33 protein-coding genes are annotated in these 20,593 nt (G+C 59.3%); 9 read left to right on the top strand and 24 right to left on the bottom strand.

The window, feature by feature from the left end:
• Together ACP0GE_RS00005 and ACP0GE_RS00010 are read left to right on the top strand one after the other, a co-directional pair.
• Positions 1–486: hypothetical protein (locus ACP0GE_RS00005; RefSeq protein WP_424829957.1), on the top strand; the 486-nt coding region annotated here is incomplete at its 5' end.
• Positions 486–1,034 carry a helicase HerA domain-containing protein gene (locus ACP0GE_RS00010; RefSeq protein WP_424829958.1) on the top strand — a complete coding sequence of 183 codons (549 nt, stop codon included), beginning with the start codon at positions 486–488 and terminating at the stop codon, positions 1,032–1,034. The genes ACP0GE_RS00005 and ACP0GE_RS00010, both read left to right, overlap by 1 nt.
• Before the next feature lie 367 nt (positions 1,035–1,401).
• Here the strand turns inward: ACP0GE_RS00010 and ACP0GE_RS00015 are convergent, their stop codons facing one another.
• From ACP0GE_RS00015 to ACP0GE_RS00105, 19 genes are all read right to left on the bottom strand, one after another.
• Positions 1,402–1,617 carry a hypothetical protein gene (locus ACP0GE_RS00015; RefSeq protein ID WP_424829959.1) on the bottom strand — a complete coding sequence of 72 codons (216 nt, stop codon included), beginning with the start codon at positions 1,615–1,617 and terminating at the stop codon, positions 1,402–1,404.
• A 121-nt stretch (positions 1,618–1,738) separates the two neighbouring features.
• Positions 1,739–2,047 (bottom strand): hypothetical protein, encoded by a 309-nt coding sequence (locus tag ACP0GE_RS00020; protein WP_424829960.1) that lies wholly within the window; start codon positions 2,045–2,047, stop codon positions 1,739–1,741.
• On the bottom strand, positions 2,044–2,661 hold the full coding sequence (locus ACP0GE_RS00025; protein ID WP_424829961.1) for a hypothetical protein: 618 nt from the start codon (positions 2,659–2,661) through the stop codon (positions 2,044–2,046). Before ACP0GE_RS00025 ends, ACP0GE_RS00020 begins: the two co-directional genes overlap by 4 nt.
• The gene (locus tag ACP0GE_RS00030; protein ID WP_424829962.1) at positions 2,654–2,866 is read right to left on the bottom strand and encodes a hypothetical protein; all 213 of its coding nucleotides are present in this window, start codon (positions 2,864–2,866) and stop codon (positions 2,654–2,656) included. The genes ACP0GE_RS00025 and ACP0GE_RS00030 overlap by 8 nt, the downstream gene beginning before the upstream one ends.
• A gap of 595 nt (positions 2,867–3,461) precedes the next feature.
• Positions 3,462–4,001 carry a M15 family metallopeptidase gene (locus ACP0GE_RS00035; RefSeq protein ID WP_424829963.1) on the bottom strand — a complete coding sequence of 180 codons (540 nt, stop codon included), beginning with the start codon at positions 3,999–4,001 and terminating at the stop codon, positions 3,462–3,464.
• The gene (locus tag ACP0GE_RS00040) at positions 3,998–4,387 is read right to left on the bottom strand and encodes a hypothetical protein (protein WP_424829964.1); all 390 of its coding nucleotides are present in this window, start codon (positions 4,385–4,387) and stop codon (positions 3,998–4,000) included. Before ACP0GE_RS00040 ends, ACP0GE_RS00035 begins: the two co-directional genes overlap by 4 nt.
• Positions 4,384–4,569: a hypothetical protein gene (locus ACP0GE_RS00045; RefSeq protein WP_424829965.1), complete on the bottom strand. Its 186-nt coding sequence runs from the start codon at positions 4,567–4,569 to the stop codon at positions 4,384–4,386. The genes ACP0GE_RS00040 and ACP0GE_RS00045 overlap by 4 nt, the downstream gene beginning before the upstream one ends.
• Positions 4,566–4,691, bottom strand: coding sequence for a hypothetical protein (locus tag ACP0GE_RS00050; RefSeq protein ID WP_424829966.1), 126 nt, complete (start codon positions 4,689–4,691; stop codon positions 4,566–4,568). Before ACP0GE_RS00050 ends, ACP0GE_RS00045 begins: the two co-directional genes overlap by 4 nt.
• The gene (locus tag ACP0GE_RS00055) at positions 4,688–4,852 is read right to left on the bottom strand and encodes a hypothetical protein (RefSeq protein WP_424829967.1); all 165 of its coding nucleotides are present in this window, start codon (positions 4,850–4,852) and stop codon (positions 4,688–4,690) included. The genes ACP0GE_RS00050 and ACP0GE_RS00055 overlap by 4 nt, the downstream gene beginning before the upstream one ends.
• A complete protein-coding gene (locus tag ACP0GE_RS00060; protein ID WP_424829968.1) occupies positions 4,849–5,091 on the bottom strand; it encodes a hypothetical protein in 243 nt (80 codons plus the stop codon). Before ACP0GE_RS00060 ends, ACP0GE_RS00055 begins: the two co-directional genes overlap by 4 nt.
• Positions 5,091–5,702 (bottom strand): transglycosylase SLT domain-containing protein, encoded by a 612-nt coding sequence (locus ACP0GE_RS00065; RefSeq protein ID WP_424829969.1) that lies wholly within the window; start codon positions 5,700–5,702, stop codon positions 5,091–5,093. Before ACP0GE_RS00065 ends, ACP0GE_RS00060 begins: the two co-directional genes overlap by 1 nt.
• Positions 5,699–6,448, bottom strand: coding sequence for a hypothetical protein (locus tag ACP0GE_RS00070; protein ID WP_424829970.1), 750 nt, complete (start codon positions 6,446–6,448; stop codon positions 5,699–5,701). The genes ACP0GE_RS00065 and ACP0GE_RS00070 overlap by 4 nt, the downstream gene beginning before the upstream one ends.
• Positions 6,445–7,518, bottom strand: coding sequence for a hypothetical protein (locus ACP0GE_RS00075; protein WP_424829971.1), 1,074 nt, complete (start codon positions 7,516–7,518; stop codon positions 6,445–6,447). Before ACP0GE_RS00075 ends, ACP0GE_RS00070 begins: the two co-directional genes overlap by 4 nt.
• Positions 7,508–7,939 carry a hypothetical protein gene (locus tag ACP0GE_RS00080; protein WP_424829972.1) on the bottom strand — a complete coding sequence of 144 codons (432 nt, stop codon included), beginning with the start codon at positions 7,937–7,939 and terminating at the stop codon, positions 7,508–7,510. Before ACP0GE_RS00080 ends, ACP0GE_RS00075 begins: the two co-directional genes overlap by 11 nt.
• A 3-nt stretch (positions 7,940–7,942) precedes the next feature.
• Complete coding sequence (locus ACP0GE_RS00085) at positions 7,943–8,293, bottom strand: hypothetical protein (RefSeq protein WP_424829973.1); 351 nt, start codon at positions 8,291–8,293, stop codon at positions 7,943–7,945.
• Positions 8,290–8,532 carry a hypothetical protein gene (locus ACP0GE_RS00090; RefSeq protein ID WP_424829974.1) on the bottom strand — a complete coding sequence of 81 codons (243 nt, stop codon included), beginning with the start codon at positions 8,530–8,532 and terminating at the stop codon, positions 8,290–8,292. The genes ACP0GE_RS00085 and ACP0GE_RS00090 overlap by 4 nt, the downstream gene beginning before the upstream one ends.
• The gene (locus ACP0GE_RS00095; RefSeq protein WP_424829975.1) at positions 8,532–9,059 is read right to left on the bottom strand and encodes a hypothetical protein; all 528 of its coding nucleotides are present in this window, start codon (positions 9,057–9,059) and stop codon (positions 8,532–8,534) included. The genes ACP0GE_RS00090 and ACP0GE_RS00095 overlap by 1 nt, the downstream gene beginning before the upstream one ends.
• A 12-nt stretch (positions 9,060–9,071) precedes the next feature.
• Positions 9,072–10,172: a hypothetical protein gene (locus ACP0GE_RS00100; protein ID WP_424829976.1), complete on the bottom strand. Its 1,101-nt coding sequence runs from the start codon at positions 10,170–10,172 to the stop codon at positions 9,072–9,074.
• A 115-nt stretch (positions 10,173–10,287) separates the two neighbouring features.
• Positions 10,288–10,416 carry a hypothetical protein gene (locus tag ACP0GE_RS00105; protein ID WP_424829977.1) on the bottom strand — a complete coding sequence of 43 codons (129 nt, stop codon included), beginning with the start codon at positions 10,414–10,416 and terminating at the stop codon, positions 10,288–10,290.
• A gap of 90 nt (positions 10,417–10,506) precedes the next feature.
• Here ACP0GE_RS00105 and ACP0GE_RS00110 point away from each other — a divergent pair, with 90 nt between their 5' ends.
• A complete protein-coding gene (locus ACP0GE_RS00110; protein WP_424829978.1) occupies positions 10,507–11,280 on the top strand; it encodes a helix-turn-helix domain-containing protein in 774 nt (257 codons plus the stop codon).
• On the top strand, positions 11,280–11,828 hold the full coding sequence (locus ACP0GE_RS00115) for a helicase HerA domain-containing protein (RefSeq protein WP_424829979.1): 549 nt from the start codon (positions 11,280–11,282) through the stop codon (positions 11,826–11,828). The genes ACP0GE_RS00110 and ACP0GE_RS00115 overlap by 1 nt, the downstream gene beginning before the upstream one ends.
• 302 nt (positions 11,829–12,130) lie before the next feature.
• On the opposite strand, the gene ACP0GE_RS00120 is transcribed toward ACP0GE_RS00115, so the two are convergent.
• The 5 genes from ACP0GE_RS00120 to ACP0GE_RS00140 form a co-directional block, all read right to left on the bottom strand.
• Positions 12,131–12,361 (bottom strand): hypothetical protein, encoded by a 231-nt coding sequence (locus tag ACP0GE_RS00120; RefSeq protein WP_424829980.1) that lies wholly within the window; start codon positions 12,359–12,361, stop codon positions 12,131–12,133.
• Positions 12,354–12,611, bottom strand: a complete 258-nt coding sequence (locus tag ACP0GE_RS00125; protein WP_424829981.1) for a hypothetical protein — start codon at positions 12,609–12,611, stop codon at positions 12,354–12,356. The genes ACP0GE_RS00120 and ACP0GE_RS00125 overlap by 8 nt, the downstream gene beginning before the upstream one ends.
• Positions 12,612–12,719: 108 nt before the next feature.
• Positions 12,720–12,962: a hypothetical protein gene (locus tag ACP0GE_RS00130; protein WP_424829982.1), complete on the bottom strand. Its 243-nt coding sequence runs from the start codon at positions 12,960–12,962 to the stop codon at positions 12,720–12,722.
• Positions 12,959–13,579 carry a hypothetical protein gene (locus ACP0GE_RS00135; RefSeq protein WP_424829983.1) on the bottom strand — a complete coding sequence of 207 codons (621 nt, stop codon included), beginning with the start codon at positions 13,577–13,579 and terminating at the stop codon, positions 12,959–12,961. Before ACP0GE_RS00135 ends, ACP0GE_RS00130 begins: the two co-directional genes overlap by 4 nt.
• Positions 13,572–13,787 carry a hypothetical protein gene (locus ACP0GE_RS00140; RefSeq protein WP_424829984.1) on the bottom strand — a complete coding sequence of 72 codons (216 nt, stop codon included), beginning with the start codon at positions 13,785–13,787 and terminating at the stop codon, positions 13,572–13,574. Before ACP0GE_RS00140 ends, ACP0GE_RS00135 begins: the two co-directional genes overlap by 8 nt.
• Positions 13,788–13,989: 202 nt before the next feature.
• On the opposite strand from ACP0GE_RS00140, the gene ACP0GE_RS00145 reads away from it, so the two are divergent.
• The 5 genes from ACP0GE_RS00145 to ACP0GE_RS00165 all read left to right on the top strand — a co-directional run bounded on the left by ACP0GE_RS00145 (position 13,990) and on the right by ACP0GE_RS00165 (position 20,351).
• On the top strand, positions 13,990–15,621 hold the full coding sequence (locus ACP0GE_RS00145) for a dynamin family protein (protein WP_424829985.1): 1,632 nt from the start codon (positions 13,990–13,992) through the stop codon (positions 15,619–15,621).
• Positions 15,622–15,672: 51 nt separating this feature from the next.
• The gene (locus ACP0GE_RS00150; RefSeq protein WP_424829986.1) at positions 15,673–16,074 is read left to right on the top strand and encodes a hypothetical protein; all 402 of its coding nucleotides are present in this window, start codon (positions 15,673–15,675) and stop codon (positions 16,072–16,074) included.
• A gap of 24 nt (positions 16,075–16,098) precedes the next feature.
• Positions 16,099–16,953, top strand: a complete 855-nt coding sequence (locus tag ACP0GE_RS00155) for a hypothetical protein (RefSeq protein WP_424829987.1) — start codon at positions 16,099–16,101, stop codon at positions 16,951–16,953.
• A gap of 69 nt (positions 16,954–17,022) precedes the next feature.
• Complete coding sequence (locus ACP0GE_RS00160) at positions 17,023–19,065, top strand: dynamin family protein (protein WP_424829988.1); 2,043 nt, start codon at positions 17,023–17,025, stop codon at positions 19,063–19,065.
• The gene (locus tag ACP0GE_RS00165; protein WP_424829989.1) at positions 19,062–20,351 is read left to right on the top strand and encodes a dynamin family protein; all 1,290 of its coding nucleotides are present in this window, start codon (positions 19,062–19,064) and stop codon (positions 20,349–20,351) included. Before ACP0GE_RS00160 ends, ACP0GE_RS00165 begins: the two co-directional genes overlap by 4 nt.
• Positions 20,352–20,593: the final 242 nt, after the last annotated feature.

The raw sequence follows: 20,593 nt of genomic DNA on the forward strand, positions 1-20,593 counted from the left end.
ACCGATCATGACAATCTTGACGCGGATCATGACACTCATGACGGCAATCATGACAGTCATGACGCGAATCCTGACAATCTTGACGCTCCGGCCGCGCGGATCGCTCCGGAAAGCATGGCGGACCTGGAAGCGGCCGTGCTGGGTGCCACGCCCCAGGATGTCATCGAGGTCGGTAGTGCCGATCTTGACACCGGCCCTGCCCTGCCCGCTCCGTCCAGCGAGTGGCGCGATAATGTCTGGCTGTTTGCTCATGACATGATCGCCGCCTATGTCGGCCCTCCACGCGGCCCCCTGATCGCCAAACACGCCCGGTCGGCCCATGGCACCGCAGCCTGCGAAGCGTCCGAGCGCGTAGCGCACCGCATGGGCCTGGACAATCTCATGAGGTCCGGACACTGGACCGTCGATCTGGCCATCATGGCCAGCTACGCCATCACCGTTCTGAAGATCACGAAGGGTCCGGACGAAAAACAAGAGGTCGCTTGATGACAGACACCCCCGTCCTCGATGCCGCCGCGCGCTCCGCAATCTGGGGCGTGTCCGGCTCCGGCAAGAGCACGCTCGCCGCGCGGATCGCCGCGTCCTGGGCGTCGGCCCGGGCCGTGGTGATCATCGATCCCACCGGACCCCATCACCCCGCCCTGCCCCCGGACTGGAAGCCCCGGCCCGGCTTGACGGCGCTGTCACCGTCCACGCCCGACCAATGCACCGCCGCGCTCCTGACCGCTTACCTGGTCAGCCACCGCACAACACCGGTCACCGTGATCTGCGACGAAGCGCCCTTTTTCCTGGCGAAGCCATCGGAAGCCGTCCTGAAGGTGGTCTACCAGGGCAGACATCGCGGCCTCGGCATGGTCCTCGTCGGTCAACGGCCCTCTGCCGTCGCCCCCGGTGTGCGCTCGCAGGTCACGCGGACGATCTACATGAAGCTGACGGATCGCGCCGATCTCAACATCGTCGCCGCCAGTTCCCGCCAGTTGGCCGCCGATCTGCCCGGCCTCGATGTTGGAGAATGGAGACAATGGCCGACATGATCTGCATGACACCAGATCAGATTATAGATCTGATCTGCAGAAGCGTTACCGTCGTGTTGGGCGTCGTTTTGGTGCTGGGATTGTCCATAAAATGAAAGTAGAAACAAAGAACGGGCCGTGATTGCCTCACGACCCGCCAACCCAAAATCACCAAACCGCTGAAAGGAGGTGATATTGATGAGTACTCAGCAGAGTTATATGGCATTCGCCTGTGCAATGGCAATCGGCTTTTGTGCCGCTGCACTACGGAAAGCGCTGAAGTCTGTTCCGGGTCCGCTTTCTGATAAGCCACCTGAACCTGACGACACAATTCACTAAAATATGATCCGCGTCCAAAATTCCAGCGGGCGCGGATCGCGCGTATCACTCAATGCCCGTCGCTGATCTCCAGGCGACGTTCGATCCGCTCAACGCGGCGCGTCAAGGCGTCATGATCCTGGTCAAGCCGTGTCATGCTTTTGACAAGAACCGCCATATGACCTTCAAGGGCACCAAGCCGATCTTCAACGCGCTCCAAGCGTCCTTCAATACCAGAAAGCTTTTTCTGGATCGCCTTGAGGTGCTCAAGGAGATCGTTTGTCACGTTATCTGTCATGATTGGCAAGTTCCCATGTTGACTGTCAATGACACTGCCATGATTCCGTCATCGATGTCCATGACGGCCGGAAAAGATTCTTCACGATGTCAAAGAGCTAACCAGCCCATCAGCTGGTGGATTTCATAGGTTTTCCGATCTCGGCCGCTTCCAGGTCCACCGCGCCGTTATCGCCTATGAATTTTGCAATGGGCTTTACTTTTTTCCATGTCACGTAGCGCGCTTCGTATTTGTAATCTGTTGGTGATAGTATGTATTCCCGGAGGGTGGCCTGGGCGAACAGCTTCGTGGTGGCGGTGCAATCGTCATAGCTTGCCGCTGTGATCGGGTGTAGCTCATGCCATACCATCAAAGGCACACGAAGCGTTTTTTTATCACCTTCATCTGTCGAGCGTTCCCAGATGTTGATTTTTATCATTCCGGCGGCTCCTCGATGTCCCCTGCGTCCCAGGCGGTGATCAGTTCCTTGGCGGCTGCATAAGTCCCGCCATACTTCAACGCCTTCACGAAGCGCCGCGTTTCCGCCTCTCGCTCCGGCGTCATTTTGCGTTGCTGTTTCTCAGCAAATTTGCCGCCGCTCGGTCGATCCCCGCGCTTTATCCCGCTTCCGCTGCGACCAGCAGCGGGCCTTTTTCGGACTGCCGAAGGCGGGCCGTCAGACATGGAATCTATGGATTCTATGGTAGGGGGGTCATCATGACCCCCTTTAGGTTCATCATGACCCCCTTTAGGTTCACCATGACCCCCTTTTTTTGCAACAAGCAGTCGATAAGTGGGACATCTTGAGCGTCCCCCCAAGCCATTGTAGATGACCTCGATTGATCCAACAGATTCTAAACATCTCAAAGCGCGGCGAACGGTGCTTTTTGAAACCCCCGCGCGGCGCATAATTTGGTCTTTGGTGATCGAAACCTCTGGCCTGTCGAACTCGGCTTGCCAGCACAAAACAAGCAATACATTTTTTGTTGACTGAATTACTTCAGAAGCCGCCAGTACGCGGTTCAGATAAGTGCGCGATCTGTACTCACTCATCGCCGACCTCGATCTCGAAGCCTGGCAACGGCAACTGGTCGAGTGTGCCGTCCCGTTCCATCTGCTTGTACGCTTGATACACAGCCGTCTTAGACCGCTTGAGTGCCTTCGCAGTCTGGCCGTAGCTCCACCCCTGATGACCAACCATAAGCCGGATGAAGTCTGCCTCGAAATTGGAAAGCGGCTTTGCGCCTTTGGTTTTCATTTGCGTGTCCCTTTACAATCGGGAACGCAATGTTTATAAAATTTTTACGTTCGTGAACGAGCCTTGCCCCTCTAAGTCCGCTTTGAGATAGCTACAAAGTTTGAGTACGAGGACGGGTAAGGCCCCTTCCCTACCTTAAATTTGCCATATTTTTCTCTTACAAAGCAAGGAAGCAGCGTAAGAAGAGTTATGGTAAATTCGCGGGTGAACGCTTTTTACCTCCACACAAAGCGATTATTAACTAAGCCTATTAATACACGAATTGTTTGGTTGTCAAACTTAAAGCATCACTTCAACTTCGCGGCGCGGTTCTCGCCTCGATCTTCCTGAAGGAATCGCCTTCAGGGTGTTTGGATCGTGTTTGGATCGTGCTAAACGAGGTGAGCCGGTGCGTGTGTGCGCACCGGCTCTGAAAGATAACCGCCGGATTGGCGATGGAATGCTAGCGCGCTCACTGTGAGCGCATGGCAACCAAAGGTCAACCGTGATCGCCGCTTTGCTCCGGAGATAACCAGGGCGGGCTGTAACCTGCCGGAAATATTGGTTATTCCAACCGGCTGACGCGGTTCAAATGTTTTTCACCGCCCGAAGAGGATTAATCCGGATACCATTCCCTGGGCAACTGGAAGTGCGGGCCGTCCACGAAGCGCGCCCAGTCGCCGCCCCATTCGAGCGGGATGCCGAGGTCATCGGCCGCGCGTTTCCAGGTCGTGGCCATGCGCTGCCAAGCGCGCCAGTCGTTCCAGGGAATATCGCCATCGATCCACGGATGCGCGTCGAGCGCATGGCCGGTCACGTGGCGGCTGTCCATGGTCAGGCTCTTGCCGGTTTTCACGAGGATCTTCTGCTCCTCGATCGATCGCAGCCCGCAGTGGATGCCAAAATCGTGGCTGCTCATCTCAAGCGCGCGCCGCGCCACCCGGACCAGATCCGGGTGAACGGCTTCAAAACAGTCCTCGGACCGCTTGCCGAAACGGAACTTTTTGGCCCGGCCCATCACTTCCACGCCTTCTTCATGGCCTTGGACAAAGCCGCCTTGCTCGGCTTCTTTCCCTTCTTGTTGCGCCAGGCCTTCTTCATCTCCGCCCGCGCCACGGACTTGTTGAATCGCTTCTTTCGTTTCATCGCGTTTCACTCCTTTTTTTTTGAGTTGAATTGAGGGATCACACGCCGGCCGAATGCAAAGCTGATCGCGCTCAGCAGCGCCCACTGATACCAATCCGGCGTGGCATCGAGCGCGTCGAATCCGGCCTCGATATAGGGCGGAATGCCAGGGACGAAGCTGAGCAACAGCGGAATCGACAAAACGATTGTGAACCATTCATCTTTCCAGCTTGTTTTGCTTGCCTGGACTGCCAGCAACTCCCATGACTTGCCATGCTCCACGGCGGCTGTGGCCGCTTTCGCGCGCGCCGTCTCGATGTCCGCGCGCGCCTTCAGCTCCGCGACCTTCAGGTCAGCGCGCGCTTTAAGCGCCTCGCCGCCGATGCCCAGCACCCCCGCCAATAATTGTAGGATCATTCCCCCGGCTCCCTGTAACTGTTCAACTGATCGATCTTGACCAGCAATTCGCGGATTGCCTCCGCCAAAGGCTCAAGCACCTCGCGGCGCTCGCGCTGTGACTGGATGACCAGGTAGAGCGCGCCGGTGAGCGCCAGCATCCCCATGCCGCCGTCGATGATATGCGGCAGGATCTCGATCATCTCGAGTCCTCCCCTTCAACTGGCCGCGTCAGCCGTGCCAGCGCCATTGCGCCGGCCAGCAGCACCAGCCAGGCCGGCAGTTTGTTCAGCTTGTCGAGATTGCCCAGCAATTGATCGATCATTTGATGATCCTCCACAGCAACACGCCCAGCAACGCATAGACGATCAGCCCGTTCGCGCCGCCGATCCCCGCGTTGGCCCCGGCCCAGGCGTGACGCACATCGTCCAGCCCGTGCATGTGATCGCGCCCGCGCCCGTCTCCGCTGTATCCGCGCCGTCTCATCCGCTTCGCCCTCCGTTTCTCGCCAGCATGTAGGCCCCCAGACCGGCGCTCACGCCCAGCAGCGCGTTATCGGTGACGGCCCCCACCGCAACGCCGGTGAGCGCGCCGATCGCCACGTCGCCCAGCGTGTCAACGTCCTCGACAACCGCGTCGGTCGACTCCTTCGCCCACCAGGCGAGAACCGCGCCGCCGGCCACCACCGCGCCTTTGATGATCCAGGGTGTCAGAGGTCCCGCCATCAAGCCGCCTCCGATTGCTGCCGCGCCTGGACGGCCCGGATCGCTTCGAGATAGCGCAGGGTCGCCGCGCGCACCCCGGTGCCCTTCTCGTGCCAGGTCTCGCCGCCATTATAGGCGCGGATCACCCAGTCTTCCGGCGCGTCTGCGTAAGCGTCCGGAACACGGTCCCGCAGATACCGGATATAGGCGTAGCCGATGATCACGCCCCAGACCGGATCGAACAGCGCCTGGCCCAGATCGTCCCGGCCGAAGCGCCGGCGCAGGCCCAGCGTTCCCGTGTCCGCGTCCCAGAGGCCGCGCGCGGTGCTCAACTGGACTTGCATCAGGCCCCGGCTGTCCTCGCCGGCCGTGTTGTGCGCCAGCGGATCGCCGCCGCTCTCCACCTCGATCATCGCGGCCACAAGCGACTGGTCGCGCGCCGGTACACCGGCCTGGCGCGCATAGGCCCAGGCGCGGGTTCCGGTTCCTGGTGTGCGGTCCACGTTTGCGGATGGTGCGGGATCCAGCGCCCCGCGCACCTCGCCGATCAGGCCGGCCACCTGAGCCCGGTTGTGATAGAGCCACCAGGCGGCCGCCGCGATGACCGCAAGCGATGCAAGGTCCCGGATCATGGCCGCACCTTCCCAAGCAACCGCACTTTGATTGTCATCAGTGCGCCAAATTGCAGCCAGAGTTGATTAGTTAAGCCAGTGTATTCAGCTTCATACGTGACATGCAGCTTCAACATCGTACCGGTCGCCACCAGATAGGGCGACGGCAGGATGAATGCTTCGCCTTGGAATACCGGCACCGAGTCATGTTCGACGGGATCCGTATTAGCGGTATTTCTCACATGAAACAGGTCCGGCGGCTGACCGCCCGCGTGCCCGTATGATGCGATGACTCTTTGACCGGCCGGCAGCAAGGGAACGGGCGAAACCTCGTTGGTGATCACATTGGCCCGCAGCCTTCCAGCTTTTGGCTGTGGGTCCAAATTCGTAAAATCCACTTCGACCTGCTCGCCTTCAGGCGGCTTCAGGTAAATCGATTTTGTTTGATCCGTTTCCCGTCTCAGATTCACATAGTAATAGAAAACGTCCTTCTCTTTGGCATAGGAAGGTTCATCGGCATGGCCATCCACGAGGCGGCGGCCAAATTCGAGCGTCACGTCCACCGCGCGATGCGTCAGCGGCGATGCCACCACCATGTCAGACCGCGCGCCGGCGATGATCCCGCCGCGCGGCAGACGATGCCAGGTGCCGCCGTGCCGCACAAACAACTCGTCCACGTCGCCCTGGACGTAGCGGACCTGTTCATGACTGCCCAGATTGCGCTCGCCCAGCAGGGTGTAGCTCGCATAATAAACGCCCGCAGTCATGCCGCCCTCCAATTGCCCGCAAACACGATCACCGCCGCGCCGATCAGCGCCCAGGTGATCAAACGGACCTGCACATTGCTTGTTTGACCCAGGGTTCCGCGCGCGAGGTCCAGAATCTCGCCCGTGACCCGATCCTGCCGATCCCCGGCCCTGTCGATCAGATCCGCGCCCACATCCAGCGCCGAACGCTGCTCCCGCCCAACCGCCGCAACCAGCCGCGCGCCGGTGTCCAGCACGTCCTGTTGCCGGTCACCCACCGCCGCAACCAGGCGCGTATTGATTGCATGTTGGTTCTCCGCCCTCTGACCAGCCCGGTCCACCAGCCGCGCGCCGGTATCGAGCGCGTCCTGTTGCCGGTCGCCTGCAGATGCGACCAGCCGCGCGCCGGTGTCCAGCGCCTCCTGTTGCCGGTCACCCGCCGTCGCAACCAGCCGCGCGCCGGTGTCCAGCGCCTCCTGTTGCCGGTCACCCGCCGTCGCAATCAGCCGCGCGCCGGTGTCCAGCGCCTCCTGTTGCCGGTCGCCCGCAGATGCAATCAGCCGCGCGCCGGTGTCCAGCGCCTCCTGTTGCCGGTCGCCCGCAGATGCAATCAGCCGCGCGCCGGTATCGAGCGCCGCTTCGGCAAAATCGATCCCGGCCTGCAGCTGCCCCTGCCAGCTTTGAAGCTGCGCGTAATGGGCGTCATTGACCGCAATGATGCCGTCATTGGCCGCCGCCAGAACCTCGCTCAGAAGCCGGTTGATGCCGTCCTGATCGAAGCGCCGCGCGCTCAGCAATTCGGCCGCCTGGCGCTCCCAGGCCGCCACCGTCGCCCGCAGCGTCTCGTCGCTGGGATCGATGTTGACGTAGACCGAATCGAGGATCTGCGTCGCGTCGTTGAGAACGGCGCGCTTGTCCACACTCGAATCCGTGATGTCGAAGTGGCGGTTGTCGCTCAGGTCGCGGTTGTCCTCGGTATGGACATTCGTGGTGTTGGTGGTCTCGTTGACGTTGCTCGTGATCGTCCTGTTCTCGACATTCGAGCTGGACTTGTTGGACGTTCTGCTTCTGGAACTGGATTTACTGCCCATCGGTGCCCTCCCAGACCCGCTTCAGGATCCATTCGTCCCCGGCCTCAAGCACCCAGCCTTCCCGCGCCATCGCCCGCTGCGCCGCCGCCAGCAGCGGACGGGCCAGGCCCTTCAGCTTCGGGCTTGGCAAGCACCGGATCACCCCGATCCGGCCCGTGTTCCGAAGCGCGCGCCAGATCGCCAGGGCTTCCCCCCAGGTCTCGAAATGGTCGTAGACCATCTGCCACGCTTCGGACGCTCCGGACACCGCTCCGGGGCGCTCCTGCGCCAGCAGAACCCAGGTATCCCCGCAGCGCGCCGTGAAGCTGTTGTTAGCGTTCACACCGGCGGCCCAGGCCTCTTCGGCCGTCACCAGGCCGATCACCGGTCCACTGGCGACCTGGACGGGCGCGTCGGACGGTTTATAGCTTCGGTCCAGCATCGATCAGCCCCGCTTCCTCATCAGCCACCACAGGCCCAGCCCTGCCGCTCCCAGGACGCCCAGGACGATCAGCGGGTTTGCACCGCCGCCCCCGCCCGGGTTCTTCAGCCCCGCACTCCGGACGGCCGCGCTGAAGAACCCGTCCTCAGCGGCGGCGCCGAACACCACCGGCCCTGTCTGCCCGGTCACGTCGCCGGTCGAGACGTCCGCGCGCGTGTCGGCACTGCCCGTGTTCTCCAGGTCCTTCAGGATGTCGTTCACGACGTCATCGGCCGATTGCGCCGCCGCCTCGGCAATCGCCGTGGCGTCTGCCGCGCTTGGGGCGGAAAGGCTCAGATCCGGAATGGTGGTCATGATCCGCGTTCCTCAAGCAGCCGGTTGGTCAGCGAGCGATAGCGGCCCTGGCTCAGCGCCAGTTCGCGTTCGGCCAGTTCCAGTTCCTCCTGCGTCCGCCGCGCGACCAGCTCGTGCCGGCGCAACAGCGCCCGCGCCAGCGCCGCGCGCAGCCGCTCAACACGCCGGTCGGCCCTGGCCACCATGAGCCGCGCCGCGCCCAGCACGTCCTCTTCCACCCGCCGGTCGATCTGATCCATTAGCGTAGCTCCCTGAATACGTAGATCGCCCCCACCGCGGCCGCGGCCAAAGCCGCCGGCCACATCAGGCGGCTGATCAGCGTGTCGCCGCGCCGCGACTCGAAGGCTTCGCGGTAGAGCGTGCCCCGGTCCACCAGCAGCCGGCGCGCGTCGTCGCGTTCCTCGTGCTGTGCGTCAAGCGTCACCTCGTAAGCCGCCAGTTCGTCGTTGCGCTCCCGGTCCTCGCGCGTGGTCACGTCCCGGAACCGCTCGTTCCCGTCGTCGCGTTCCAGGTCCTCACGATCCGTTTCCAGGCGATACTGCGCGCGCTTGTCATCGAGCCGGGACCGGATCAGGTCGTGCTCGTCGTCCCGCGCCCGGTCCTGACGGTCGGTATCGTCCCGGAACCGTTCATTGCCCCGCAGCCGGCGGTCGGCCCGGTCCTGGTACTCGCGCAGCCGGCGGTCCTGCCGGTCCCTGGCCCGCCGGTCGAGCGTGTCGTCCAGCGTGTCCCAGGCCCGGCCCAGCAGATCATCCCAACTCGACATGGCTACCTCTCGTCAGAGACGATCCGCGAAATAGACCTCGACTGTGACCTCCGTGTTGGCCGACGTCAGTTCCAGTTCGATCTCGATCCGGTCATCGCGCCGGCGTTGCTGATCAGACGTCAGCGGCGCAAGCGCCAGCCCGTCGCGTTCCTGATCGATCAGCAGGTCAACGCAGCCCCCTACCCCGATCAGCGCGCCCGTCGCATTGCGGTACGGACCAACATCCTCCTGATCTGATGCCTTGTTCGGCCTCAGCAGCGCCTCGACATGATTCACATGCGTGTCGGATTTGATCCATTCCACATCGCCGATGCTCACCTCGAAGTTCTCGATCTTCTTGCCAGCGCCGGATGTCACGATGATGCGCTGAATGCGCCGGTCGATGCGGATGTCGTCGATGATATGCTTGCCCGAGGTGGCGAAGCTCTTCTTGTAGACCTGGCGGGAAATGACATTGCCGGCCGGCACCAGAACCGGGTTGTAAAAGGCGATGATTTGAGGCTTGATCTCGGTCTTGTGCTTGTCGGTCGTGTAGAGCGTCAGGCGCAGATCGCGGATATTGCCGGTTCCCAGGGCGTAGAGGTCCTGGACCGGTGCGCCGGCGCGGAACACGTTCGGCCACCCAAACGGGATGAACCACGCGGTTCCCAGCCCCAGACACCCGTTCATGCGCAGATACGCCTCGAATCTGGTGATGTCCTCGAAGTCCCAGATCGTGATGCCGTCCGCCTCCAACTTGATCCGGTCCAGGATCTTCGCGAAATGGTCGGTGTTGACGTATTTTTCGCCGTTATCGCCCGTTTCCAGAAGATCGTTGGCATTGGTGCCGGTGATCGCTGTATTGGCCAGCGTCTCGAAGCGCAGCATCAGCCCGCGATAGGTGTATGCGCCGGTTGGTACATCGATCTCGTATTCGCCGCCTGAGAGCCTCTGGGAGATTGTCACCAGATCGTCGGCCACGTTGATGTAGTCTGGAAGCGCCGCGTCCGCGCCCATCACAAGTTGAGAGCCGGGCATCCCGGCGCGGACCAGGTTGGGATTGACCGGTGCCGCAGCGGCCGACGCGGGTGCGCCACGCGCGGCCGCCCGTGCGCGATTGAGGAAGTTCGACATTAGAAGCCTCCGAACGCCCGCCGGATCGACCGGCTGTCGGCAAAGATGGAATAGATGAACAGACCGGCCACCGTGCCGATCGTCGATGCCAGGATCAGTTCGCTTTTCATGAGCGTTACCGGCTGATCATTCTGGATACGGACTGGACCAGCCGATCCGTCAGGCCGGAATTGTCCAGGACTTCGTAGAGGAAGATCCCGACCATGGTTCCGGCGGCATAGTGCATAAGCGTCTTGGCTTTCATTGCTGAGCTCCGAAGCTGAAGAAAGAAAAGATGCCGCCCAGCATGGCGCTGTCATTATTCGTCAACAAATACAATTTGGTGACAGTCATCATGACACGTAAATTGACGGTCATGACCAATGTTGACACCAATGTTGACGGGGCGATTGACCACCTGAACCGGGTGATCGCGGCCAGAGGCCGGGGCGGGGGCTTCTCCGTGGCCGTGGATTTGGGCGTTGATCCCTCGCAAGTGTCGCACTGGCGGCGCGGAAAGCGGGTCCCCTCCCCCGACATGACACGCAAAATCAACGGCTTGCCTGTCATTGACAATCATGACGGTGACAAACTTGACACCGATCATGACAAACTTGACACCGATCATGACAAACTTGACACCGATCATGACAATCTTGACGCGGATCATGACAGTCATGACGCGAATCCTGACAGTCATGACGCGAATCCTGACAATCTTGACGCTCCGGACCCCGTGCGGATTGGTCCGGAAAGCATGGCGGACCTGGAAGCGGCCGTGCTGGGTGCCACGCCCCAGGATGTCATCGAGGTCGGTAGTGCCGATCTTGACACCGGCCCTGCCCTGCCCGCTCCGTCCAGCGAGTGGCGCGATAATGTCTGGCTGTTCGCGCATGACATGATCGCCGCCTATGTCGGCCCTCCACGCGGCCCCCTGATCGCCAAACACGCGCGGTCGGCCCATGGCACCGCAGCCTGCGAAGCGTCCGAGCGCGTAGCGCACCGGATGGGCCTGGACAATCTCATGAGGTCCGGACACTGGACCGTCGATCTGGCCATCATGGCCAGCTACGCCATCACCGTCCTGAAGATCACGAAGGGTCCGGACGAAAAACAAGAGGTCGCTTGATGACAGACGCCCCCGTCCTCGATGCCGCCGCGCGCTCCGCAATCTGGGGTGTGTCGGGCTCCGGCAAGAGCACGCTCGCCGCGCGGATCGCCGCGTCGTGGGCGTCAGCCCGGGCCGTGGTGATCATCGATCCCACCGGACCCCATCACCCCGCCCTGCCCCCGGACTGGAAGCCCCGGCCCGGCTTGACGGCGCTGTCACCGTCCACGCCGGACCAATGCACCGCCGCGCTCCTGACCGCTTACCTTGTCAGCCACCGCACAACGCCGGTCACCGTGATCTGCGACGAAGCGCCCTTTTTCCTGGCGAAGCCATCGGAGGCCGTCCTGAAGGTGGTCTACCAGGGCAGACATCGCGGCCTCGGCATGGTCCTCGTCGGTCAACGGCCCTCGGCCGTCGCCCCCGGTGTGCGCTCGCAGGTCACGCGGACGATCTACATGAAGCTGACGGATCGCGCCGATCTCAACATCGTCGCCGCCAGTTCCCGCCAGTTGGCCGCCGATCTGCCCGGCCTCGATGTAGGAGAATGGAGACAATGGCCGAAATGATCTGCATGACACCAGATCAGATTATAGATCTGATCTGCGCCAGCGCCACGGTCGCCTTGTGCGTCGTTTTGGTGCTGGGATTGTCCTTAAAATGAAAATGGAAGTCGCTGGAAGTTCGCGGACGTCAGTGATCCTGTTCCGCCTTCAATTTTCTTATGCGTTCTTTCTCGTTCTGTCTCTCATTGAGAAATTGACTGATTGCCTGAATCCAAGCCGGTCCCTTCACAATCACACACAGAAGTACAGCAAACGTAAAACCATGGCGGACCAGATCGCTTATTTCCGAAACCTCGCTCAATCACTCAATGCCCGTCGCTGATCTCAAGCCGCCGTTCGATCCGCTCAAGGCGCGTCTGCATTGCGGCAATAGCGTTGTCTTGGGCAACTTCGGACTGCATGAACCCGGCCATGTGCGCCTTGATGCCACGCATATCGGATTTCAGGTCGCCAATATCAGAGGCCATTTCGGCAAGTTTCGCCTGGATCGCCTTGAGGTGCTCAAGGATCAATTCGTTGGTTACGTTTTCAGGCATGGAACTTTTCCTTCTTGGGAAAGTCGAATCCCAATCCGCTCAGAGTTTTGCGCAGTTCCTCGCGAATCTCGGGATTTAACTCTTCGCATTCGAGCACTTCAAAAACCGTCTCTCGAACATACGGGTTCATGTCGTCACCAAGCATCTGCTTGATCGCGACCTCCATGCCCATTTCAACCAAACGACTCCATTGTTCAAGCTTCTCAATTCGGCTTTGGAGCCGCGAAATTGATTCCTCCATTTTGGTCATGAACGGCAAGTCCCATGTTGACTGTCAATGACACTGCCATGATTCCGTCATCGATGTCCATCACGGCCGGAAAAGATTCTTCACGATGTCAAAGAGCTAACTAGCCGATCAGCTCGTGGATTTCTTTGTCAATCCGGAATTAAGTTCACGGAGATTTTTGATACTCTCATCAACTTTCAGGTGACGAACGGATTCGAGATACTGAATCCGCCCGAACGTCTCCGAATACAGTTGGCAGGTTTTGCCGCGCTCTCCAAAGTCCCTGACCAGGTGATCCAACACCTGTTTGTGAAATTGAAGATGACGTTCGATCTCTTGGTACGACATGTCCGTGGTGGTGATAGCGGTCATTCCGGCGGCTCCTCGATGTCGCCTGCGTCCCAGGCGGTGATCAGGTTCTTGGCGGCTCCATAAGTCCCGCCATACTTCAACGCCTTCACGAAGCGCCGCGTTTCCGCCTCTCGCTCCGGCGTCATTTTCTCAGCAAATTTGCCGCCGTTCGATTGTCCGCTGCTCGGTCGATCCCCGCGCTTTATCCCGCTTCCGCTGCGACCAGCAGCGGGCCTTTTTCGGACTGCCGAAGGCGGGCCGTCAGACATGGAATCTATGGAGTCTATGGTAGGGGGCTTGTTAAGCGCCCCTTTAGCGACATTAAGCGCCCCTTTAGCGACATTAAGCGCCCCTTTTTGTGCAACAAGAAGTCGATAAGTGGGACATCTTGAGCGTCCCCCCAACCCGTTGTAGATCACCTTGATTGACCCCTCATCTTCAAGCCGCCGCAGAGCTATCCGAACACGATCAGAGCACAATCCTGTGGCCTCCATGATCTGTGGTTTGCTGATCGTGACTTCCGGCCGGTCGAATTCGGCCTGCCAGCACATGACTCGGAGCACGTGCGCGACCGAATGCGTTGCTGTCGATGCGTCCAGTACGCGGTTCAGATAGGCTCTTGGCCGGTACTCACTCATGGCCAGCCTCGATCCCGAAGCCTGGAAGCGGCAACTGGTCGAGTGTGCCGGCGCGCTTCATTGCCTGATATGTCTTGTAAACAGTCGTCTTTGGTCGCCCGAGATATTGGGCGGTCTTTCCGAAGCTCCATCCGTGCTGGACGATCATCAGACGGATAAAATCGCGCTCAAATTCATCAACGAATTTAGCGCCTTTGGTCTTGGCCATGCGAACGCACCTCTTTACTTCGTGGTTCGCTTTGTGTATTAATTATTAGCGTTCGAGAACGAAGCCTCGCCCCTCTGCGCTCGTCCTGAGATAGCTACAGGACTACCACGGCGGACTGGGTGAGGCGCTCTCGGTCCCCTTCCCTACCTTAAATTTGCCATATTTTTCTCTTACAAAGCAAGGAAGCAGCGTAAGAAGAGTTATGGTAAAAGATAGTCAAACCCGCTTCGTCTCTCCTAAGGCATGGGAACGCATCGAGCAGTGGTCCCGCCGCAAGCCTGTGTTTGCGCTTATGGGGGAATTCAGTGCCGGCAAATCGACGCTGATGAACTTTCTTCTGCGCAAGCACGCCTTGCCCACGCAGGTAACGGCGACCCAGCTGCCACCTATCTGGTTCAGCTGGGGTCGGCGGCCTGCCTATGTCAAGCGTAACGATGGGACCTCGCACTCAATCGAACTGGACCAACTCGATTCTGTTGGTGTCAATGACGTCCAGTTCGTCCGCATTTATCTTGAGGCCGATATCCTTGAAGCTGTCGACCTGATCGACACACCCGGAATTTCGGACCCCAAGATTTCAAGCGACGTCTGGCAGCGCGCTGTTGGACAGGCAAATGGTGTCTTGTGGTGTACGCATTCGACACAAGCCTGGCGCGAAACGGAACGGGCCACATGGGTCTCACTACCTGAGCGTTTGCAGAACAACTCATTGTTGCTGGTTACTCGCGCTGACGCGCTGAGCCAGAAAGATCGGCAAAAAGTGCTGCGCCGCGTAAATCGTGAGGCGGGCCACCTGTTCAACCGCTCGATCTTGTTCTCGGCACGTGACGCAATTCTGGCCCGCGATAAAACTGGTGATGCCGACATGTGGGCGCGCAGCGGCGGAGGCAAGGTTGTCGACAGCTTCCTTCAGATCACCGAACAGGTCATGGACGTCCGTGCGGACCTGATGGCCCGGTATCAGGTCGACAAGTCCATGCAGACCACCACCAAAGTACAACCCATCCGCCCATCCAAAAGTGCCGACGCCGAGGTGGCAACCCTAACGGTGGTCGAAACCGTGGATCAGGATGACGCAAACGGTGACGTGGTTACAAGCTTCCCGGTCCGTCCTGCACGCGTTGAACGGCGTGATGATGAGCTTGGGCGCGAACGAATTGGCGCCGAAGAAGCCGAAAAGCTGCGCGCTGAAATGACGTCGGAACCGGATGAAACCGGAGAAGATCTGCGGGCATATTTCCGCGAGGCGAATGACGACCCGCTGGAATTGAATATTCTGGCCCGCCCTGGCGAGGACGTGGATGAATTCGAGTTCATGGACGAAGAAGACGGCGAAGACGATTCGGAACTGATCGTTGTTGCAGCAGACGAGGTTGAGGAATCGAGAGAGGACAGCCAACCGGAGGCCACCTCGGAAATCGAAGCCTCGGTATCGTCTATCACCGCATTGCTGTCGGAACAGGCGCAAAACGCAGATCAGGAATATGAACCTGAACCGGAATCGAATGCGCTTACTCCTGCCAACGATGAGCAAGCAGCGGGCGCTGATCATATCCGGTCGATCGAATCCGAAGACGCTGGTGAAACCGCCCCTGAACTGACGAAACTGCTGAATGTACCTGCCGGTATGCCCCTCAGCGCGTTGGATATGTGGCGCGAAGTTGTTGCGAATGAACAGCTTCCGGAAGACGCGCAGAGACTACAAACTGTATTTGCGGCTTTCTTGTCCGAGTTCGACCAGATTGCAAAGGAACACAGCACGACCAGTCGGAGCGAGCCGCGCCCGATGCAGAAGCTGCAGGAAAACGGCGGAGCTGAGTGGCATGTATTATAACGGCCCTGGTTCCGGATATCCTGTCTGTCGGTATTGCGAGTGAGAGAAATGATGCCGATAGAAACAGCCTTGTCCTCTGCCATGAAGACCATACCCGACTGCATTGCAGCCGGGTATGTCGATATGGAGACCGGTATGTTGCTGGGCCTTCAAGAGACAGAAGATGGGCACGCAAATCTTTTAGGAAACCTGGCGCTGGCCGTCGCAAACCTGTTTCAGGGCCGCGGAATAGCCGCCTTTGAAGAGTTGTTGCGCACCGCTGGTGTCGATGAGTCTGAACATCCGGGATTTGGGGAAATCGCGGTCTTTTCAGACGACCGGTTGCACATCTTTTTGCGCACACCGGATTACCCCGATCATGTGGTCTGTTACATCTGTCAGGACAGTACAAATGTCGGGTTGGCGCTTACGAAATCACATCTCAGCCTTGGGCCAGTGGTGGCAGCAGTTTAGACGGGACCAGAGGGGGTCACGGAAATGAAGGATACGGACATTCTGGAATTGCTCGAAGACATCGGGCGATCTTCGACGGCGCGGCTGTCTCCGGCGGTTAGTCTTTTCGGAGAAACTGCACACGAACGTCGCCAGAGGATTCTGCAAACTATTCGGGGCACCATATTGCCCCGCCGATTGGAACTCACGGCTGCAAATGGCGACTTTCTTGCCATCGAAGTCAACAGCTCACGCATCACTGATGTTTTCCGCACCAGCGCAGGGCCTGTGCCGGATTTCGAAACCGAGCCGCGCGCCGAACTGACATCGAAACTGGCCCGGCTGGTCTCGGATCTGTCGCTGCCCGCCGGGCCTTTGGAATTGGTTTCAAAACGCCCCGATTCCACGTTAGAGGCAGATGATGTTGGGATAACTTTTTCGGAATTCGAAACCGCTTGCAGGCAAATCGAGCTGCCTGAAGAACCCCAAATGTCCATCGTCGCCAGCACCGACGACGAACCGGACCCCAAAGAAGACACCCCAAGCGACGCCGGGCTGGCCGAACAGTTCTACGACGGGGCCGGTCAATTTGCTCAGGGTCGTGTGCTATTTGATGGCCAAGGGGCCTCTGAGCCTCAGTTTGACGGATTGTGCGCTCCGGACCGCCCGGCTCATCCGGATGATACGCTGCTGACCCGGTTCACCCGCGATTTGGCCCGTTGGGATGAAGACAGCTCTTTGTCGCAACCCCAGATGATCGTATTACGCCCTTCAGGAGGCCGCGGCATGGGTCTCGCTTTGCTGCGGGATGGGCATCATTCTGCCACTGCGCTACATGACGCCCGCAAGCTCGGTGCGGTCGTAAACCTTTGGAAGTCCCTTAGGGACGCCGCCGAATAACCCCGATCCTGCCCAATATTGTCCTTTGTGTTATGTCAATCTGAGAATACGAGTTATCAAGGTGCAACTATGAGTGAGTTTAACCGCCGTGAGCTGATCCGCATCGCAGAAGAGATGAACGGGATGAGTAATGACGAAACCCGTCAATTCATCACGCGCATCATCGATGATCTTTCCAACCTGAAACCATCGATTGCATTCGTAGGTCAGATCAAAGCAGGAAAGTCGCGCCTTATCAACGGCTTCACGGGTCAGCCCGAGTATCTGCCCTCGGATGTAAACCCTTGGACCACTGTAATCACCGACATGCATTTCGGCCATCCATCCGGGCGGACCTCGGGGGCTGAATTCCACTTCTTCGACAATCGTCAATGGCAAGCTCTGATCGCCGAGGGCGAAGAACTGCGCAACATGTTTCCCGACGAGGAAGACAGCTATAAGCGCGAAATGATTGAGGAGCAGGTCGAGGCGATGAAGACCCGCGCTCAGCTGCGCCTGGGCGATAGCTATGAGCAGTTGTTGGGACAGCATCACGATCTCGAAGAACTGACCTCAGACGACTTGGCGCGCTATGTCTGCGCAGGTGATGATCCGACCGAAGAAGGTGAGCATGATCCCGGGTCCGACCGCGGGCTGTACAGCGATATCACCCGCAAGGCCGAGGTCTATTTCGACATCGGCCACTTCCCCTACCCCCTTACCGTCACCGACACACCGGGCGTCAACGACCCGCTGCTGATCCGCGAAGAAATCTCGCGCCAGTATCTCAAGGAATCGGATTTCTTCGTTGTCGTGCTATCCGCCCATCAGGCTCTGTCTCGGGCGGATCTAAAACTGTTCCGTCTGATGCAGGCGCTGGAACTGGGCCAGATCGTCGTGTTCATTAACCGTGTGGACGAATTGGGTGACGGTGCCATGGACGCGGCCAAAGTCCGGGCCGATGTTCAGGACGGGCTGGAGCGCGCGCTGGGCAACTCGGATATCGACGTTCTGATGGGCAGTGCTCAGTGGGCCCATTATGCGCTGACCGGCGACGAAACCGGCATCAGCCATGACAGCATTCTGGCCTGGTTGCGCGCTCACCCCGAACAGATGAAGCAATATCTGGAAGGTGTCGAAGAGATCAAACAAGGCCCCGGCCCCATCAGCCGCGAGGCCGTGCTGCGTTTCGCCGCCATGATTGCTTCGGGCTTGCCGGACCTTCGGCGCCATGTAACCCAGGCCCTGACAAACGGCCCGCGCAATGAACAAATGCGCATGGCGTGGCAGCACCTAAACAGCTTCGCGCAGGGTGAGCTGGAACGCAGCACAGCCCGGTTGCGGGCTTTGGCGGCTGAAGAAAGCCCCGATGCCAACGATGCAGATGAAAGCAACAAACTTCTGAGCGACCTCCGTGCCCTGGTCGCCGAAAAGACCGAGGCCATCACCAGTGACATGGATGATGTCCTGTCCAACCTGCGTGGTGTCATGGACGACACCGTGGCCGAGGCTGTTTCAACCGTCGTGCGCGGACCCGATGGGACGTCGCCTTTACTGGCCAAGAACGGCGAAACCGAAATGAACTTCACGCCCCTGCGCGAGCGTATGCGCGAATTGGTGCAGGGGGCCACTCAGGTGGTGCGGCAGCGCATGCTGAGCGAACTTTATGCAATCGACCTGCAAAGCAACGCCGCCCTGCGCGCCCTGCCCGGCTGGCAGGAGCCGGTGGACAATCGAATGAACACAAGCGCGGTCCGCTGGTTCCGGCCGGACATGACGGCGCTGACCCGTGGGATTACCGTGGAACTGCGCGTGACCTGGCTGTCACGCCTTATCTCGCGCAAAAGTGTTGTCAGCCGTGCAGAGCGGATGATCGTGCAGGAATTCGAAATGATCGGTGATGATTTGATCGACACCGCACGCGGCGACCTGGCAGAGCGTTTGCAAACTGTCGTTGACCACTATCTGGCGCTGTTGGCAGGTCATCTGGAACATCGCGTTGGGCCAGATGGCACCAACCCGCATACCGAAGCGCAGCGCGCAGTTGATCAAGCCCGGCGCATTACCGACGAGTTGAGCACAGCGCTGGGACCCGTCCCGGCAGATAATCTACAGGCAGAGGCTGCAGAATGATCGAATTCCCCGGAACCGAACAGGAAGTACGACAACTTGAGCGCTTTCTGAACGCGACTGAAAAAACACCACAATCGGAAGAGATGGAAGAACTGCGCGCCCGCGCGCTGACCCATGCCGAACGATTGTCTAACGCAGTCACCATTGGTTTCGCCGGAGAGTTCGGCGCCGGTAAATCCAGCCTTGCCAATATGTTAGCCGGGGCTGATATATTGCCAACCGGACCGCATCACCTGAAATTGCCTTTGGTCATCGTGGCCTATGCCGAACAACCCGAAACCACAGTGGGTTGGTGGGACAAAGAACCCAAAACTTACTCCGGCATAGCCCTCGACAAAGCCGCCGGCGACAACCCGGATTTCATCTCGGTCGGACTGAATACGCCAGCGCTGCAAGAGATTTCCCTGTACGATCTGCCGGGATCAGGGGCGCTGGACGACACCTACAAACAAACCCTCGAGCTGCTCGACTATGTCGATTGCGCGATCTGGTGCACCAATGGCACCACCGCATGGCGAGAGACTGAGCGGCACCTGTGGAAGCAGGTACCCCAAAAACTGCGGCAAAACAGCCTATTGGCCGTCACCCACGCGGATCTGCTGTCTGAGGACTCAGCTTTGGATCGTGTTGTCGGTCGATTGGAAAAGGAAAAGGGCGACCTGTTTCAGGCGGTGGTTCCTATCGGTACCCCCGTGGCAGTAAAGGCCATGGCCCAGGAACCAGAGCCCGATTTCGACCTGTGGACATCCTGTGGCGGTCAAGACTTGGCCGAGCAGGTGCTCGGCGTGGCATCGCGCCATCGGCAGCATGATCTGGACGCGGCACGGCAAGACCTGACCGAACATTTCCTGCCCTATCTGGAATCCCTGGAAGTTCAGGCAACGACCGCTGATACAATTTCACCGGCTCAGGCTGTGCAGTCCAGTCTGACGACCGCCCTGCCCCCTTTGGACAACCCGATTCTCGAAGACTGGCTGGCGGCGATTACCAGTATCTATGACGATCTGCGTGAAAGTTCTGATATGGAGCCCGCGACATTCCTGCACAGCTGTCAGGAAATTGTCGAAGAGTTTGCCGAACGGCTCGAAAGTGGCAACGAGATTGACCCGGAAGCCGACTGGATTCCCGCCGAATTCGAAAAGGCAACCGACCTGCTGCTGTTACTGCAATTCGAAAGCGGCGATGCGCCGCTGAAGGATGCGGTTAGCATACTGGCACAGCTCAGCGACAATCTGGCCTGGGCCGGCAGCACCGTTGCCTCTGCTCCACCGCGTACCGGCACCTGATCTTTTCCCGTTTAGATTGAGTAAATGCGAGTCGAATCGGGCGCCCAGGAATCGCCCGTTTATTGTTTCGAATTCGTAGACCAAACTGCAATTTTTCAAGAATAGGCGCGCCGCACCTTGCCCTATGCCACCATATGTTGCGCCGCACATCCACCGACCACTAAATGTGCGATTTCTCATTTACACATCCTTAGTGAAGCCATGAGGCGGCCCCAATAAAGTCAAATTTGAAACGTCTAACC

The organism is Ruegeria sp. (assembly GCF_965243365.1).
Classification (GTDB): Bacteria; Pseudomonadota; Alphaproteobacteria; order Rhodobacterales; family Rhodobacteraceae; genus Ruegeria.

Bases quoted from the DNA above. Each gene is read 5' to 3' on its own strand.
- ACP0GE_RS00010 (WP_424829958.1), top strand. From the start codon at position 486: ATGACAGACACCCCCGTCCTCGATGCCGCCGCGCGCTCCGCAATCTGG.
- ACP0GE_RS00020 (WP_424829960.1), bottom strand. From the start codon at position 2,047: ATGATAAAAATCAACATCTGGGAACGCTCGACAGATGAAGGTGATAAA.
- ACP0GE_RS00025 (WP_424829961.1), bottom strand. From the start codon at position 2,661: ATGAGTGAGTACAGATCGCGCACTTATCTGAACCGCGTACTGGCGGCT.
- ACP0GE_RS00030 (WP_424829962.1), bottom strand. From the start codon at position 2,866: ATGAAAACCAAAGGCGCAAAGCCGCTTTCCAATTTCGAGGCAGACTTC.
- ACP0GE_RS00040 (WP_424829964.1), bottom strand. From the start codon at position 4,387: ATGATCCTACAATTATTGGCGGGGGTGCTGGGCATCGGCGGCGAGGCG.
- ACP0GE_RS00045 (WP_424829965.1), bottom strand. From the start codon at position 4,569: ATGATCGAGATCCTGCCGCATATCATCGACGGCGGCATGGGGATGCTG.
- ACP0GE_RS00050 (WP_424829966.1), bottom strand. From the start codon at position 4,691: ATGATCGATCAATTGCTGGGCAATCTCGACAAGCTGAACAAACTGCCG.
- ACP0GE_RS00055 (WP_424829967.1), bottom strand. From the start codon at position 4,852: ATGAGACGGCGCGGATACAGCGGAGACGGGCGCGGGCGCGATCACATG.
- ACP0GE_RS00060 (WP_424829968.1), bottom strand. From the start codon at position 5,091: ATGGCGGGACCTCTGACACCCTGGATCATCAAAGGCGCGGTGGTGGCC.
- ACP0GE_RS00065 (WP_424829969.1), bottom strand. From the start codon at position 5,702: ATGATCCGGGACCTTGCATCGCTTGCGGTCATCGCGGCGGCCGCCTGG.
- ACP0GE_RS00070 (WP_424829970.1), bottom strand. From the start codon at position 6,448: ATGACTGCGGGCGTTTATTATGCGAGCTACACCCTGCTGGGCGAGCGC.
- ACP0GE_RS00075 (WP_424829971.1), bottom strand. From the start codon at position 7,518: ATGGGCAGTAAATCCAGTTCCAGAAGCAGAACGTCCAACAAGTCCAGC.
- ACP0GE_RS00080 (WP_424829972.1), bottom strand. From the start codon at position 7,939: ATGCTGGACCGAAGCTATAAACCGTCCGACGCGCCCGTCCAGGTCGCC.
- ACP0GE_RS00085 (WP_424829973.1), bottom strand. From the start codon at position 8,293: ATGACCACCATTCCGGATCTGAGCCTTTCCGCCCCAAGCGCGGCAGAC.
- ACP0GE_RS00090 (WP_424829974.1), bottom strand. From the start codon at position 8,532: ATGGATCAGATCGACCGGCGGGTGGAAGAGGACGTGCTGGGCGCGGCG.
- ACP0GE_RS00095 (WP_424829975.1), bottom strand. From the start codon at position 9,059: ATGTCGAGTTGGGATGATCTGCTGGGCCGGGCCTGGGACACGCTGGAC.
- ACP0GE_RS00100 (WP_424829976.1), bottom strand. From the start codon at position 10,172: ATGTCGAACTTCCTCAATCGCGCACGGGCGGCCGCGCGTGGCGCACCC.
- ACP0GE_RS00105 (WP_424829977.1), bottom strand. From the start codon at position 10,416: ATGAAAGCCAAGACGCTTATGCACTATGCCGCCGGAACCATGGTCGGG.
- ACP0GE_RS00110 (WP_424829978.1), top strand. From the start codon at position 10,507: ATGACACGTAAATTGACGGTCATGACCAATGTTGACACCAATGTTGAC.
- ACP0GE_RS00115 (WP_424829979.1), top strand. From the start codon at position 11,280: ATGACAGACGCCCCCGTCCTCGATGCCGCCGCGCGCTCCGCAATCTGG.
- ACP0GE_RS00120 (WP_424829980.1), bottom strand. From the start codon at position 12,361: ATGCCTGAAAACGTAACCAACGAATTGATCCTTGAGCACCTCAAGGCG.
- ACP0GE_RS00125 (WP_424829981.1), bottom strand. From the start codon at position 12,611: ATGACCAAAATGGAGGAATCAATTTCGCGGCTCCAAAGCCGAATTGAG.
- ACP0GE_RS00130 (WP_424829982.1), bottom strand. From the start codon at position 12,962: ATGACCGCTATCACCACCACGGACATGTCGTACCAAGAGATCGAACGT.
- ACP0GE_RS00135 (WP_424829983.1), bottom strand. From the start codon at position 13,579: ATGAGTGAGTACCGGCCAAGAGCCTATCTGAACCGCGTACTGGACGCA.
- ACP0GE_RS00140 (WP_424829984.1), bottom strand. From the start codon at position 13,787: ATGGCCAAGACCAAAGGCGCTAAATTCGTTGATGAATTTGAGCGCGAT.
- ACP0GE_RS00145 (WP_424829985.1), top strand. From the start codon at position 13,990: ATGGTAAAAGATAGTCAAACCCGCTTCGTCTCTCCTAAGGCATGGGAA.
- ACP0GE_RS00150 (WP_424829986.1), top strand. From the start codon at position 15,673: ATGCCGATAGAAACAGCCTTGTCCTCTGCCATGAAGACCATACCCGAC.
- ACP0GE_RS00155 (WP_424829987.1), top strand. From the start codon at position 16,099: ATGAAGGATACGGACATTCTGGAATTGCTCGAAGACATCGGGCGATCT.
- ACP0GE_RS00160 (WP_424829988.1), top strand. From the start codon at position 17,023: ATGAGTGAGTTTAACCGCCGTGAGCTGATCCGCATCGCAGAAGAGATG.
- ACP0GE_RS00165 (WP_424829989.1), top strand. From the start codon at position 19,062: ATGATCGAATTCCCCGGAACCGAACAGGAAGTACGACAACTTGAGCGC.